The organism is Chitinophaga caseinilytica (assembly GCF_038396765.1).
GTDB lineage: Bacteria > Bacteroidota > Bacteroidia > Chitinophagales > Chitinophagaceae > Chitinophaga > Chitinophaga caseinilytica.
Window position 1 is genome coordinate 2,052,810 of sequence record NZ_CP150096.1, and the last position, 15,563, is coordinate 2,068,372.

Annotated in this window: 12 protein-coding genes; 8 read left to right on the top strand and 4 right to left on the bottom strand. The window is 54.3% G+C overall.

The window, feature by feature from the left end:
- Positions 1–4: 4 nt before the first annotated feature.
- From WJU22_RS08765 to WJU22_RS08790, 6 genes are all read left to right on the top strand, one after another.
- On the top strand, positions 5–2,872 hold the full coding sequence (locus tag WJU22_RS08765; RefSeq protein ID WP_341842860.1) for a PKD domain-containing protein: 2,868 nt from the start codon (positions 5–7) through the stop codon (positions 2,870–2,872).
- A gap of 1 nt (position 2,873) precedes the next feature.
- Positions 2,874–3,482 (top strand): hypothetical protein, encoded by a 609-nt coding sequence (locus WJU22_RS08770; RefSeq protein WP_341842861.1) that lies wholly within the window; start codon positions 2,874–2,876, stop codon positions 3,480–3,482.
- Between the two features lie 298 nt (positions 3,483–3,780).
- Positions 3,781–4,188 carry a hypothetical protein gene (locus WJU22_RS08775; RefSeq protein ID WP_341842862.1) on the top strand — a complete coding sequence of 136 codons (408 nt, stop codon included), beginning with the start codon at positions 3,781–3,783 and terminating at the stop codon, positions 4,186–4,188.
- A 299-nt stretch (positions 4,189–4,487) separates the two neighbouring features.
- The gene (locus tag WJU22_RS08780; protein ID WP_341842863.1) at positions 4,488–5,267 is read left to right on the top strand and encodes a LuxR C-terminal-related transcriptional regulator; all 780 of its coding nucleotides are present in this window, start codon (positions 4,488–4,490) and stop codon (positions 5,265–5,267) included.
- 254 nt (positions 5,268–5,521) lie between these two features.
- A complete protein-coding gene (locus WJU22_RS08785; protein WP_341842864.1) occupies positions 5,522–7,408 on the top strand; it encodes a hypothetical protein in 1,887 nt (628 codons plus the stop codon).
- 29 nt (positions 7,409–7,437) lie between these two features.
- Entirely contained in the window at positions 7,438–8,016 is a 579-nt protein-coding gene (locus tag WJU22_RS08790) for a hypothetical protein (RefSeq protein WP_341842865.1), read from the top strand.
- Positions 8,017–8,111: 95 nt separating this feature from the next.
- Here the strand turns inward: WJU22_RS08790 and WJU22_RS08795 are convergent, their stop codons facing one another.
- Positions 8,112–8,519, bottom strand: a complete 408-nt coding sequence (locus tag WJU22_RS08795) for a DoxX family protein (protein ID WP_341842866.1) — start codon at positions 8,517–8,519, stop codon at positions 8,112–8,114.
- 312 nt (positions 8,520–8,831) lie between these two features.
- Here WJU22_RS08795 and WJU22_RS08800 point away from each other — a divergent pair, with 312 nt between their 5' ends.
- Together WJU22_RS08800 and WJU22_RS08805 are read left to right on the top strand one after the other, a co-directional pair.
- On the top strand, positions 8,832–9,143 hold the full coding sequence (locus WJU22_RS08800; RefSeq protein ID WP_341842867.1) for a hypothetical protein: 312 nt from the start codon (positions 8,832–8,834) through the stop codon (positions 9,141–9,143).
- Between the two features lie 233 nt (positions 9,144–9,376).
- Positions 9,377–11,755 (top strand): ABC transporter permease, encoded by a 2,379-nt coding sequence (locus tag WJU22_RS08805; RefSeq protein ID WP_341842868.1) that lies wholly within the window; start codon positions 9,377–9,379, stop codon positions 11,753–11,755.
- 4 nt (positions 11,756–11,759) lie between these two features.
- On the opposite strand, the gene WJU22_RS08810 is transcribed toward WJU22_RS08805, so the two are convergent.
- The 3 genes from WJU22_RS08810 to WJU22_RS08820 are packed head-to-tail and all read right to left on the bottom strand — an operon-like array spanning position 11,760 to position 15,291.
- Positions 11,760–12,917, bottom strand: coding sequence for a hypothetical protein (locus WJU22_RS08810; protein ID WP_341842869.1), 1,158 nt, complete (start codon positions 12,915–12,917; stop codon positions 11,760–11,762).
- Positions 12,857–14,434, bottom strand: coding sequence for a carboxypeptidase-like regulatory domain-containing protein (locus tag WJU22_RS08815; protein WP_341842870.1), 1,578 nt, complete (start codon positions 14,432–14,434; stop codon positions 12,857–12,859). Before WJU22_RS08815 ends, WJU22_RS08810 begins: the two co-directional genes overlap by 61 nt.
- A gap of 11 nt (positions 14,435–14,445) precedes the next feature.
- Positions 14,446–15,291: a GLPGLI family protein gene (locus WJU22_RS08820; RefSeq protein WP_341842871.1), complete on the bottom strand. Its 846-nt coding sequence runs from the start codon at positions 15,289–15,291 to the stop codon at positions 14,446–14,448.
- Positions 15,292–15,563 lie beyond the last annotated feature (272 nt).

Here is a 15,563-nt window from a genome sequence, read left to right on the forward strand (position 1 = left end):
ATAAATGAAAAAAATCATTCTGTTCATAGCCTGGTTCTTCATCCATCTCGGTGCGTATGCCCAGCATATATACCAGATCAGGGCGGATAGTGTGCGCATCTTTAACATTTGCGACACGGCGGAGCTGATCATAGAAAACCGCACGCAAAATATCAGGGGCTTCCTGTACAACAAAGGGGGCGGCCGCACGGAATTCCGGCAGCTGCAGCTGGTGGCGGTGGGAGATTCCGCCATCGCGATCCCCGGGCAGGATACGTTATCGCTCCGGGCCATGTTGTGGAGCGGGGTGATGAAGCGCGGCCTGGTCATAGCGCCCGATGCGGATTACACCATCCCGAACGATGTCGGGGTCGTGATCCTGCGGGAAGTGGCGGCCGGCCGGAAAATTATGCTGCCTCCCGCCAATACCAACATGAACCGGGAAATCGTCATACTGGATAAAACCACCGGATCTAACCGCTGGAAGGTAGACGGAGGATATGTTCCTCGCAGCGCGAAAGGCGTTCCACCCTACGATACCGTGCAAAATGCGGTGCTCGTAAAAGGGGAAAAGCTGATCCTTTTTTCGGATGGGGAAAAGTGGTACGACCTGAATGTGTGCGGCGCCGGCGGCAATAAAAGTCCTTACGTGAACGCCGGCAACGATACCGCGCTCAACCAGGGTACTACCAGCACCACCGTGAAAGCGATCGTTACGCCCGGCACGAGCTCCAGCTATACGGTAGATTGGGAGATCGTGAGCAAGCCCGCGGGCTCGAACCCCGTTATTTCGGATACCGCGGCGCTGTCGCCGACGATCACCGGCCTCACGGGTGGCAGCTACGTGATAAAGGTGACCGTTACGGATGCGAATGGGCTGATTGCCGTGGATTACATCACCGTTACGGTATTGCAGCCGGCACAGATGTTCTCGTCTGGCGGATATAATAATAACGTATACGATACCTCCACCGGCCGTAAAACATGGATGTACCTGCCCGCCGGATACAATCCGCATAAGAAGGAAGGATATCCGCTCATCATTTACCTGGTGGGTGCGGGACATAGCGGAACGGACATCAATATGCTCGTGAATGCGGACGCCGGCCTTTCCCGCTACCTGCACCAAAACGCCTTCCCGATGGAATCGGTGGTGGTAACGCCGCAGCTGACTACCGGATGGTGGACGACCGTGGAAATCAAAAAAGCATACGATTACGCGACACAGCATTACAACATTGATCTTGACCGGGTGTATATTACCGGTTTCTCCTCCGGCGGCAGCGGGTCTTGCGATGCCGTGGCCAAGTACCCGGAGCTTTTCGCCGGATATATGCCCGCGTCTTCGGTGGAAAACCAGCTGAAATATAATGGCCCGGCGGGCAAGAACGTGGCTGGGTATTTCCTGCACGACCTGCGCGATATGTACGTGGACCCCAACAACAGTTTCACGGCCGTCAACAGCGTGAACGCCTCCAGCCCCAAAGGCTACTATCCGCCTATCGTGAAAGCGACCCGGCTGGAAATGCACTCCGGGCTGTGGGACCGCGAACTGTACGACAAACGCATCGCGCCGCTGGATTTCGAAAAAGATTTTCTTCTCCTGCATAACCGCAATCCGCTCAAAACGGCCGCTAACTATGTGGCAAGAGCGGAAAATTCCACCGATTACATCCAGGTGGCGATCGCCGCGAAGCTGCTGGACAAACTGCCCGCCAGTGCAGAGAAAAGCGCGCTCCGGCAAAGGCTGGACGTAAAGCTGGCCACATTGACGGCCACGCAGCGGTTCTTTGTGGTAGACCTGGCCCATCCGGCAAACGCGCCCGCCGCCAATACCACGCAAATTACAAGTGCGGCGCCCGGCACCATTAAACATGGCTTAACGGATGTGACCGGCAGTAACTACCCCATCAGCTTCGAAGTGACCGCTTCCGCTGCCACGCAGCCGTTGAACGATGGTCTGGAGAATGATTACCTCGGCTTCCAGCATACCGTTTACAAAGACGGGTTCGAGATCAGCGGTACCGGGTCAACATTCGTGTTTGCCAATCTTTCCCCCCATTCCCGGTTCAATATCCGCGTTTTCCATGCCCGCAAAGCCCCGCCACAGGCACCCAAATATGATTTCAGCATTACCGCGAACGGGGTTACGCAGCCTTCCGGCGAAAACGCCTGGAATACCGACCAGTACGCTGAATTGGGAAATATCGCGGCAGACGCGAATGGGAAAATCACCCTGCAGCTCACACCCCTGAACGGCAACGCCGCCCTGGTGAATGCGATCATGCTCATCGAGAAAACCGCGCCGCAAACCACCGGCCTGAAAGCCCAGTTCGATTTTGGCATCACGCCGTCCAACATTCCGGGCTGGACGTCCGTTTATGGCAACCCGGTGCAGCAGGTGCGCGAGTTCACCGATGCACAAACAGGTTGGATGATCAGCACCGTGAGCACCGCGAACTGGAAGCTTTTCGATAACAGGTACGGTTCCGACACCAATGGCGTGCGCACCGGTACGTTTGGCGAATTCCCGATGGAAGTGGTGAAAAGCTATTTCATGCATTATTGGGACAAGTTCAACGGCACCAATTACAACCTGGAAATCAAACGGCCCCACGGGCAGGGGCTCCCCGCGGGCACCTACCGCATCAAGATCCTGGGCTCGATCCGGAAGGAAAGGGTGGACCTGGTCGATAGCGATGTGAACGTGCGCTTCGGCAAAGGAGGAAACATTTTCGTGAAAGATTACCCGACCGATAATGGGAACAAAGCCATCATACTGACCGGACAAGTACAGGAAGGCGAGACCATCAAAATCGGGATACACGCTTCGCAAAGAAGTTGGCCGGAATTGGCTTTTATCAATGGTTTGATCGTAGAAAAAATTGATTGATATGAAAAGAATATGCTTGATGATACTCCTGGCCGCCGGCACGCTTTCCGCCGCGGCGCAGAAAAAATACCAGATCAGCGCAGACAGTGTGCACATCTTCAGCGATTGCGGCATTGCGGAACTGATCATCGAAAATAAAACGAAACAGGTGGATGGGTACCTTTTCAATAAAAACCTCGGTCGCACGGAGTTCCGCCGGCTGGAGCTGGTATCCGTGGGCGATAGCGCCATCGCCATTCCCGGGCAAGACACTTTGCTCCTGCGTTCGGTTTGGTGGATGGCGGATATGTCGCGCGGGTTGCAGGTGGCCAAAGACGAGGATTATACGGTGCCGACCAACACCCGGATCGTTATTTTACCGGAAATTACCGCGCCCCGCAAAATCATCCTGCCGTTGCCTGCGGATAACCGGAACCGGGAAATCACCATCATCGACAAATCGAACGGCGCCAACCGCTGGAAAATCAGCGGGAGCATCGTGAACAGGGGCGTCAACGGCGCGCCGCCCTACAATGCGGAAGATGGTGTGGCCATCGGTCAGGGCGATAAGCTCATCCTCAACAGCGACGGGCAGAAATGGTACAATACCCAGGCCTGCTGCGGCAACTGATTTTTTTAATAAGGCCTTGCTTTGACGGGCAGGGCCGTTCAAAAATCCAATCCTGATTGCGGGGTTGGATTTTTTTATTCCCGGCAAAAATTTATTAATGTGCTGATAATTAATGTTTTATATTTTGTTGTGTAGTTGTATGGATGGGGTGATTGAGCTCCCTGGGGCCGTCGTCCCCGCCAAAAATCCATCCATCCCGGCCGGCATAAAACCATCCTCATGTTTCCTTGTTATGTTTTCAGCGCCGGATTTTCCGGATTCGGTACACCTTTTGCTTCTTCACTATAAAACAACCCATATGAAGAAATTGCCCCTCTTGTTCCTCCTGTTAGGCATTGTGCTTTTCACCACTTCGGCTTGCAAAAAGGAATATATTACGAATGAAACGATACCCAATTTCACCGTGGTACATACGGTTGTAGTTGCGGATTGGACGCTCAACCAGGCAGACGGCACGTATACGGCGGTCATCAAAATGCCCGAAATCGACAACGTGTCTTTCGACAACGACGGGGTAGTGGTGGCTGCGATGTTCGACAACGTCAATTATGAAGCGTTGCCACAGGTGTATGACGGTTTCAGCTACACGTTCTTTTACTCCCCCGGCTTCCTGACCATTTCCGTACAGGGCGCCAACGGCGGAGCGGGTTCCAGGCCCACCGGCCCGATCAAGTTCAAGATCGTGCTCGTTCCCTCGGCACAGTAATTCCCCGCCAGGCGCTGTGAGCCACAGCTATTGCGCAAAAACATACTCCGGCAGCATATCGCCCAAACAGCGGATGCTGCCTTTTTTATGCTCCCCATCCCCCAAAACCATTTGCAGAAATCCCGAAAAATTGTACATTAACGAGTCCATAGCAATTTCGCAGTCCTAACTATCGTATATTCTGACATGTGAACAAACGTCCGCAATTAAAACGCACGCCGGATTTACCGGACCAAAATCAATAAGAGCCGATTTATTAACAAAGAGCAAATCATATCCCCGTACGCAAGCAGTTTTGTATGAAAAACACGCCTTCGAAGTATTACCTGACGGCCAAAAAGTTCTGGAAAACGGTCGTAGACATAGAGACCGACGCCGATCCCGCCGCATTGCACCAGCAGATCGAAATCCATAAGAAACTCCTCAACGTGTTCCAGGCCGGGAACTATTTCTATTTTGTTTTTAATATGTATTCGGGGGAAACAGACCTCATGAGCCCCAGCGTTACCACCATGTTGGGGTACGAACCTGAAGAAATGTCGATTTCGTTCCTGATGGATTGCATCCACCCGGACGATAAACCCTATTTCCTCAATTTCGAGCACAAAGTCGTCGAATTCTTTAAAGGCCTTCCGTTCGAAAAAATCCATTGCTACAAAGTGCAGTACGATTTCCGGATCAAGGCCAAAGACGGGCGGTACGTTCGCCTGCTGCACCAGGCCGTTCAAATCGATTTCGACGAACAGAATTTCTACCGGACGCTTTGCCTGGAAACAGACATCTCCCACATCAAGCCCGAAGGCATGCCCTGCTTCTCCATCATCGGTCTCGATGGCGAACCCTCTTACTACAATATCCAGGACGCTCAGGTGTTCACCAAGTCGTTTGACCGGTTCACCAAACAGGAACGGGTCATTCTCAAAGGGGTCGTGGAAGGGAAATCCAGCAAAATGCTCGCAGACGAGCTTTGCATCAGCCTCAACACCGTCAACGTTCACCGGAAAAACATCCTTCGGAAAGCGGAAGTCAACACGCCGCTGGAACTGGTTACCAAAGCCATCGGCGAGGGTTGGATTTGATGTAAAATAACTAGCGGTAGGTATTTTTTCGCTTTTCCGAAGCCGGTAGCTTTGTCAGCAAGAATGCACCTTACCATGAAAAGTCGCCTACTGCTCGTTGCACTTGTATTGCAAGCCACCGCATCGTTCGGTCAACTCAGCGTTTACCTTTGCTCCGAAACCAATGAAATCGGGTGGAGCGCCGGATTGGAGAATCCCCCGCGCGACAATAACGCCTATCAGCATTGTAAAGAACGCGGGGGAAATTCCCTGCTTTGCTGTTCACGAACAACGGCCCGGGGTATTTTGCCATCGTGGCCGCGCAGAACGAACAGGGGAAAAGGGTTTATGGCGTTGCCGCCGGCTTCGATTCGGACGAATCCGCGTTGCGGGAAGCCCGGTCGCAGGCCATGTTCAGGGGCGGACAGGAAAAAACTTTCTATACCATGTCGTCCGGCAGCAGGTTGAGGCCCAAAGCGAACAATCCCACATCCGCCACCCAACCTGCCCCGAAACCCGACTGGAACGAATGGCGCAACACCGCATGCGCCAACCTCCAATACCGGAATAAAACATTGGAAGGGTACGACTGGAATTACCAGGTCCATATGTACTTCCAGGTGAAATCGGATTTTAAAGTGCCGGTAACTTTTGTGTTCGGGTTGTACGACAAAAACGGCAAAATGCATTTCGGCGATGTGCACACCCTCCGCCCCGGGGAACAGCAGGAGTTCGTCCATAAAATGAGCGGCCGCATCATCGAAAGCATCCGCATTACCGAAGTGAAAAACGCGCAAACGGGTAGAAACCTTTCCTGCGACGACGATGGAACGAAGAACCCCGGCGAATCGGAAAAGGATTTGATGCTGGAGATCAATGGCTACGCCGTCAAGATCCCGGACGACAACCCCACCAAAAAGCATTACCTCCAACGGATCGAATATGCCCGGAAGGATACGAAAATCACCGAAGAAGGATACATCAACGTCCTGAAAGAGGCGCGGGACGGGCTCAAACAGCTCCACGAATCCATCACCAAAACCCAAAACTGGCAGAACAACGCCAACGCGCAAAGCGCACGCATACTCGAAGACCAGAAACAGAAAGCGGAAGAACAGCGCATTGCCGAAGAACAGCGCAAAAAGGAAGAGCTGGAACGGAAGATGGCCACGGAAAAGGCCGCATTCGACGATAAAATGCAGAAGGGCGACGCGGCGATGAATAGTAAAAATTACCCCGCCGCGATGAGTTATTACCAGGCTGCCCAGAACAGCACGACAGACGCCAACGACCGGGCCCGGGCCGTCAACAGCTACAACGCGGCTTTGGATGCGAAGCGGAACGCCGACCGCGAAGTGCGGGTGGAACAGGCAAACATTCGGGACAAGGACGAGAATATCGCTTATGGTACCATGGCCACCGCCGCCGCCGGCACCATGGCCTTCCTGAAGGATGGATATAGTGGAAAGGGCTTTGCCGGGAAATTTTTGCTGGGATTGGGGTACGAGCATTCGCCGATCCTGAGCAATGGCACCGGCGAATTTGCCGCCGCCAAATCCTGGATCGAGGAGCGCAACCTGTTGACGTTCCACACCGGCTTCCTGTTGGGTGTGCTGAACAATAAGCCCGTATCGATTTACCTGAAACCGGAAATGAACCTGGGCATGAGCGCGCTGGTATCTGGCGTGAGCGGCGGGTATTTCAGTTATGGAGGGGCCGCGGTACTGCAACTGGCGGTGAAGCCCCACGCAAAATTCAGCATCTTCGGCGAAGGTGGCTGGATGCGTTACAGCGGTACGTTCAAGTACGATGCCGATGCGCAGAACAATACGGCTACAGACGATGTGCGGGAAGGGAATATGTCGTTCAGCAAGTTGCGGTATGGCGGCGGGTTTATGCTGCGGTGGATCGATAAGGGGCAGGGGAAGGAAACGTACCTCCGGCCGGGGGCTTTCTTTGAAAAGCCATCGTTTTTCACAGGCGCCGCGAAGCCGGTCTTGAGCATGAACCTCCAGGTCAATGTGTACAGCGCCATCCTGCTCGACTTCACCTACACGCCCAAAACGTTCATCCCCGGAGAATTGCATTACCCCGCTACCCTCGAAAGGAAGGATGTGAACTATTTCGCGGTGAAGATCATCCGCCAGGGCCGACTGAACTGATTTTGCGCTTAACCGAAAACATTTGCACCATGAAATCGCACCTTATATTATTCGCAATCGTTGCCTTATTTACCGTTTCCTGTTCGGAGGAATCGCAGATCGAAGGGCTCATCGCCACCAAGCCCACCGTTGTGGCCCTGAATGCCGAAGTCGGGAAGGGGCAGGAGAAAACCGTAACCATGACGGTCAACGGTTCCGCCTGCAACCTGTTCGTCAAGAATATGTTCTCCGTTTCCGGTTCCACGGAATACCGGAATTGCCTGTTGGCCCTGCAAAACGGCGCGGGGACGTTTTCCCACAAATACATCAACTCCACTTCCTACATCAAAAAATCGGATATGGGAACGCAGGTAACGGGCGCCATCTTCAACCCCGAAACGGCGACGGGCTTTTTGTTCTCCACCACCAATCCCGTAAGCACCGGTAACTATACCTACTACGAATCTGCCGTCAAATTCAATGAAACGGCTTATATACCGGTTAAATTCACGCTGAACAGCAGCGCGCCCGTATTTGGCTACCTGGTGGTGACGCCGGCGCCAGACAAACTCGTCATCAGTAAAGTGGTGTATAACGTGGTGGGGGAAATTTCGGCGGGGAAAGAATAGGGAGGCAACAGGAGCTCGTCTTCGTTCATTTCACTTTTCATAAAAAGAAAAGAGCGGCACATCGGCCGCTCTTTTCGTTACCGGGAAACCGGGAATTATTTTTTCCGGAAAGCTGCGTCCAGCGAGAAGCGCCCGCTGCCGAGCACGAAAATCACGATGCTCAGGAGCAGGTAGGCGAAAGCCAGTTCCTTGTTCTGGAAAGGATCTTTGGCGTGCGCGATGAAAAATGCAACGATCATGGTAATGAAGATCGGGATGATCGACAGGCGGGTAAAGAGCCCGAGCACCACGAAAATCCCGCAGAAAAACTCCGCGAAGATCACCAGGATCACTGTGGGCTTCACACCGATGCCGATGATGTCGGTAAACATCTGCAGCATGGTTTCGTAGTTGGCCAGCTTGCCGTAGCCGTGATAGATGAAAAGTCCACCAACGATAAGGCGCAATAAAAGCGCGGCAAGGTCGGTGCTGAGCGGTTGTGTGCTGAGGATACTGTTTTTCATAAAGATGTTCGCATTTAGGTTGAGTACACATCAAAAGTAAGTAGAATATTTATTTGTTTCGCTATCATCCTCAAAAATTCATTTACAGCCGTAATCCACTTACAGGATAATTTCAAGGCCATGCGTTTCCTTGTCCTCCCCGCGAATTTCCCCCGAATCGGCACGAATATCAATCCGGCGATCACGAATATACAAGCGCCCCGATTCGGCGGTTGTTAATCCCGATTTTTACTGCCGGAAAACATTTCCACCCGCAGCAATCCGATCATCCTCTATTCCGAATACACATTTGTTAACAATTAAATCAAAAAAATGAAACGTTTATTTCTCGCTACGTTCTGCCTCGCACTGGGCGCAGGTGCATTTGCAGCTGATGCTAAAACCGCAAAACCGGCTACCGCAACGGTAAAGACCGCCAATAACAGCGACATCGTGGTAAGCACGAAAAAACAGGAAGTGGGCCAGTTCCGCATCCAGCGCCAGATCCTGACGCAGGACCTTTGCGGCAACCACATCATCGTGTACGTATCCGGCCCGAACAATTCTACCTGGCTGTCTATGTACGATTGCGCCATTACTTACGTATCCCAGCACCTGGATTCCAACGGTTGCTTCAACGGGTAATTTCCATTAGACATGAGGTGATCCAAGCCAGACCCCAAAGCCGGGCGATCCCGGTATTTCAATATCCAGGCTTACACCAAAGGGCAATCCATCGGGTTGCCCTTTTTGATTGCCCACACCCGGACGCAGGCTGTCCACATTCGGACGGTTTGGTGAAATATTGTTACTGAAAATCAATCCGTTATCGTCTGGCCTGATTCCTGCGGCCCGGGTTATCCAGAAATCCCCCGCATATGCAGTATAACCAGATCAGGATCGCCTGCAGGAACCTCTGGAAAGATAAATCCTATAGCAGTCTCAACATCGCCGGGCTTGCGCTGGCCGTTACCGTATTCCTGTTTATCCTTCATTATGTAAGGCTGGAGCACAGCTATGAAAACGTCCATTCGAAAGCCGACGGAATTTACCGCATCACGCTCGATATGTACAATGGATCGGAATTCGTGGTGACGGATTGCGAAACCTACCCCGTGCTGGGCCCCCGGCTCCTGCGCGATTTCCCTGAAGTGAAAAGTTATGCGCGCGTGGAGCATGTCGGCAATACCGAAGTGGGCGTGGGCAGCGAAGGGCATATCGTGAAAAGGGTGTTTGCGGCGGATTCGCAGTATTTTTCCATGTTCGACATCGAATTCGTTCAGGGCGTGAAGACACGCGCGTTGACGGGGCCGAACGAGGCCGTGATCAGCGCTTCTACCGCAGCGCAGCTTTTTGGAGGGAAAGACGCCCTGGGCCAGGTGATCACCATCGCTCACCAACCGCTCACCATCACCGGGGTTTTTAAAGACATCCCCGAAAACACCCACCTCAAATTCGATATGCTGCTGCCTTTCCAGCGCGTCACCAAAACCGATCCGGCGCTGGACCAGTGGAACAACAATAATAACTATACGTATGTGGAATTGGAGAAAGGCGCATCGCTGGAGGGTTTCAATCAAAAGCTGTACCGCCTGTCGAAAGAGCGGCTGCGCAGCGAAATCCTCGTTGCCGCCCCGATCCGCGACATCCACCTTCATTCCACCCGCAGCTACGAGCCCGAACCGCCGGGCAGCATCGATACCGTGAATTTCATGCTGGTCATCGGTATCCTGATCCTGCTGATTGGCGCCATCAACTACGTCAACCTTTCTACCGCCCGCGCGTCCGAACGCTGGAAGGAAGCGGGCATACGGAAAGTGATGGGTGCCTCGCGGGGCGCGCTCATCCGCCAGTTCCTCCTGGAATCCATGATCATCAATCTCGCGGCGTTTCTACTGGCGTTGGTCATGATCGTGGTATTAACACCGGTATATCTCCAACTGGTCGATAAGCCCATGAACCTGTCGGTCATCTGCGCACCGGGTTTCTGGTGGCTTTGCGGCATCCTGTTCGCCGTCAATTGCCTCCTTTCCGGTTTGCAACCCGCTTTCATGATGTCTGCCGTAAAGCCGGTTTCGGTATTGGCGAGAACGACGGGGCGCGGCGGCGTGAAGGGCGGCGCTTTGCGGAAAGTATTGGTGGTGGCGCAGTTTACGGTGGCGGTGGTCGTAATTTCTTTTATCCTGATCATCCATCGGCAGTTGCGTTTCATGCGGGAACAAGATAAAGGCGTGAACCTGGAACAGGTGCTCGTGGTCAAAGATCTGCCCGACGGTACGGGCGACTCCCTTCGCCAGAGCCGCCAGCTGGCCATGCGGGAATCGCTGCTGCAATTGCCCGGCGTGAAAGAAGTAGCGCGTTCCTATTCGCTCCCAGGCTCGGATGTGAACGATGTTAATACCACGAATAACGTCCACCGCGAAGGCGCGCCCCAGAACGGGTACAACTTTTACAACTATCCGATAGACCCGCATTTCGTGCCGCTGATGGGCATTGAGGTGGTTGCGGGAAGGAACTTTTACGAAACCGGCGGTAGCGACCGCGACGTTTTGCTCAACGAAGAAGCCGTTCGGGTGTTGGGTTTCGCGTCTGCGGAAAAAGCGATCGGCGGGAGAATTTCCTATCTCGGCGGAACGCAGGTGGTAGGCGTGTTGAAGGATTTCGCGCAGCGATCGGTGAAAGACGCCGCCGTTCCCATGATCCTTTCCAGTCATGCGCAGTTCTCGCAGTACATTTCCGTACGGTTGCAGACGGATAAAGCCGCCGAAACCATCGCGGCGGTGGAGAAGATCTGGCGAGTGCATCAACCCGGCCGGGCGTTCGATTACTTTTTCCTCGATCAGCAATACAACCAGCAATTCCGTGCCGACCAACGTTTCGGATCGATTGTGGCCGTTTTCACGGCATTCACCATTTTCATCACCTGTCTCGGCTTGCTGGGGCTCACGGCGCACAGCATCGCGCGGCGCACGCGGGAGATCGGGATTCGCAAGGTATTGGGGGCAAGTGCCGCCGAAATCGTACGCCTCTTCGCAAAAGATTATGTAAAACTCGCGGCCATGGCCATGCTGGTAGGTTTGCCCCTGGCCGCCTGGCTGGGGCACCGCTGGCTGCAGGATTTCGCGCTGCGGGCACAAATGCCCTGGTGGATTTACACGCTCGCCGGAAGCTCGATCCTGGTGGTAGCCCTCGTAACGGTAGGCCTCCAATCCGTTCGGGCCGCGCTCGTGAACCCGGTAAAAAGTTTGGGGGAATAAAGGATCAGAATCCAAATGAATACTTCACCATCAATGTTCTGCCGCGCAACGGCATTTCCATGATAGACAATTGATTGGCCGTGGTCACGATCTGCCGGTATTTTTCCTGTCCCAGTAAATTAATCCCGCTCAACTCGAATGTGCTTTTCCATTTCGGAACGGCATATCGTGCCTGCACATCGAAAAAATGCTGGTGGATACCGGCTTGTCCGGACGGGCGGTAAGATGTGAACTGATAGGCCGGCGTGATGGAAAACTTCCCGGTCAACTGCTGCTGCCATTCCGCCTTCGCCTTCACCGATTCCGTGATATTGGGCGCTGCAAAGCCTTCCCGTGGCTCCAGCCGGTACACCTGTTTCCCCGCTTCCCCGAACAGGGAGATCTTTGCACCGAAAGTCAGTTTCTTTTGCATGGCCATGCTCAAACTGAATTGATGGGAGTTGAAGGGCGATATGTCGCCGTTATACCACATGTTCCCGGTTTGCAGGCTGCCCTTTGCGGCGGCCGACAGCTGAAGCGACAAGGCGAAGATGTATTTCGAATAATTCCCGCTGGCGGTATATTTCGATTGACGGTTGTCGTAATCCATGGCCGTGATGCGGGTGATGCCGCTATCTACCGTAAAGGCCTGCAGGAAATTTTGCCGGGTTTGTTCCGCCGAAAGCGTGACCTGCCAGAACATCATCTGGATGGGCTTGCGGAACGTGAAACGGCCCATCGCGGAATGGACGCCCGTTTTGGGGAGCGGCGCCGCGTTGGCGTTGAATTGCCGGTAGTTGACGAGGATGGTCCCCGGATAAATATCGTTGACGTGCCCGAACGTGGTTTGGCCGCCGTACCGGATTTGTAATTCACTATACCGGCCCAGGTTTTTTCTGAATTCGAGCGTTGGGTTCAACAGGAAGTACTCCTGCCTGCGGGCCCCGTTTTCTCCCTGCAGGGTATACCCGATGAAATGCATTGCCGGCTTCGCTTCCGCAACGATCACGCCTCGCGGCAGCATCCAGGTGGCGTTGGCGCTGGCGAACAATCCCAGGTTTTCGAAGGTGACATTGTTGGAGAACCGGTCTCCCGCGCTGGTGGGCTTCCCGGCACTGTCTGTCACCTGGAGGCCGGAGCGGAGATGGTTCCTTTCATAATTTCCCCCGCGGAAAACGACCACACCAACCGCCCCCACTTGATCCTGAACGCGGCGGACTGATGCACGTAAATCTGTTCCGTTCGCACGCGTTGGCCGAGTTGCAGAAAGCCCACGCTGTCGTTAACGAGGTTTTCATGAAGCCCCGGGAGGATGTAAAGGTTTTCTTCCACATGATCATATTGCAAAACCGAATTGTATTGCAGCAAATGCCTGCCGCCGAGGGCTTTCACGATCTGTGTTTCGTTGCCCGCGCCTTGCTGGCGGACGGGCAGGCGCTGCTGCATGAACCGGCCGTTCTGCCAGGCATCTCCCCGTTCGGTGACGCTGGGGATATTCAACTTGGTGGAAGATTTCACGAAAGCGCCTGTACTGTTTTTCTCGAATTGCGCCTGCACCTGCCATTCGCGGTGGCGGTCTGTGTTGAACTGGGATTCGTGGTAGCCGATGGTGTCTCCCTGCGGCAGAAAATACTGTACCGACTGCGAAAAATCGTACCTGCGCTTCAGGTCGAGGGCGGTGAGGTTTAGCCGGAGCGCCCATTCTGCGGGGAGTTTGAACAATGCGTTGGCGTTGACGGCGTGGTCGGTGTTGCGGAGATAATATTTCTCGTCTACGGCCGGCAGGTTTTCGCCGGTCATGGAAAGATAGGCGTGGGGCTGCGGGGGCGGCGTGGCGCCGTTGGCGGAAGAAACCCCGAGGTCGGCGGTTTCCCGTTGCAGGTTGCTGCCCGCGTTGTTGGATTTCACATAGTTAATGCTCTTGACGCGTTGCTGCAGGATCAGATTGCTGAAGGAAAGGAGGTATACGTAGTTCCCGGCGCCCGCTTCGCCGGTATTGATCGTGGTGGCGCGGGCTTTGGCAGACAGGCGGAGGTTGAGGGAAACATTGTCTGCCGGAACGTATCCGCTCAGGACTTTCACGGGTTGATCGCGTTCCAGTACTTGCACCTGTTCCACCGCGTCTACCGGCACGTTGTTCGTAGCGATGCCGTAGCGCCCGTTGAGGAGGTTTTCTCCGTCGATATAAACATTTGAAATGCGTTTACCGTTGTAGCTGATCGTACCCTTTTCGTCTACTTCGATCCCGGGCAGCCGGGCGATCAGGTCGCCGATCACCCGGTCGTTCTTGTCTTTGAAAGCGGCGACACGATAATTCAGCGTATCGCCGGAAGCCTGGATGCCGGTTTTTGATTTTACGGTAACCTCCGCCAGCGCGGTAGGCAGTGGGGAAAGGGTAACGAGGAATGGTGACCTGCCGCTGGAAATGGTTTGGATGAAAGGCCGGTAGCCCAGAGCGGTCACCTTGAGCGACAGTCCGTCGCCCGGGGAAGGGAATTTACAGTCGAAAGCGCCGTTGGCATCTGTTTTCGTAAAATGGACGCCGGCGCCGGATGCGGTGACGATCGTCACGGAAGCTGCCGCAATAGGCCGGCCCGTACTGTCTTTCACCATGCCGTTCACCGGGGAGGGGTTTTGCGCCAGGGTTCGCAGCGCGAAAGAAAGTAAGGGCAATATCAACAACAGCGGTTTCGTGCGCAATCCGGTATTTTTTACTTGGTTAATGGAAGCTCGAGGGGATAATTGAACCGGGGCTTGTTGTTGGGCGCGTTCATCTGCTGGCCGTTCACCGTTGCGGTTTCGACCCGAATATCGTCGGTGCTTCCGGCATTGGCCGAGAGCCCTTCGCGGTAGGCCGCTTCCATCCGGAGGAAAGCGGTATTGGTGGTGCTGGTGGCGTCTGCCGGCGGTTCGAGCGAAACCCCGGAAGGCAGCGCGGCGTCCGTTTCGATACGGGTGCAGGTGAAGCGGATGCGGTTGGCATTGTCGTGCGCTTCGAGGATAAGGCCGGGCAGTCCGTAGAGTTTCCACGGGCCGAAGCTGGCGGGAATATCGGTGGTGAACCAGGCGGTATAAGTTCTGCCTTTCACGGTGCCGGTGGCTTTCTGGCAGGTGTGGCCGAGGATTTGTTTCGTTTCGGTAGTGATCTGCCAGTCGGTTTTTTCCAGGGGTTCCTTGATGAGGTAATTCGCCTGGCGGAAGCTCCGGTTAACCAGGAGGGCCTGCCCGTTGTTGTAAACGGATTCTTCGGTGACAGGTCTCCAGACGCCCATGTTCACCGTGGCGCTGTTGGTGCGCTCGGCTTCCTCGAAGGCCGCGCGGTGCGCGGAATCCTGCCGGCGCTTGGTGGCGCTGAGGTACACGCTCTGCTGCGGCCCGAACGCCAGCTGGAAATCTTCTTCCCAGATGCGGGAGGGGCGCATGGTGTCGCGGACGTGGGAGAAGTGATAATATGCGATGCCGGCGCGCCCTTCAATCGGTGTGTCGTCTTGCTGGCGGAAGGAGAACAGTGCGGAAAGCAGCAGCGCAGGTATAATGTATTTAAGGAATGAATTCATATCCAAATCTCGCCCCCAATCGTAGCCCCGGCAACGGCAAACCGATATCCGGCGGATTGAAATCCATATTCGAAGCTTTTCGGCCCATATTTGAACCGGGCGGAAAGCCCCGGCGCAGGAATCCGGCGAATATCGGCGGATTTGGACCGGAACCCGGCGGATATGGAACCGGCACCCCATATGACCCCCATGATAGGTACATTTATATTGTTATGCGATCTAACCGCTCCGCATATAGGGAACGGATCGTATTTTTATGTTTTTAGCTGAGC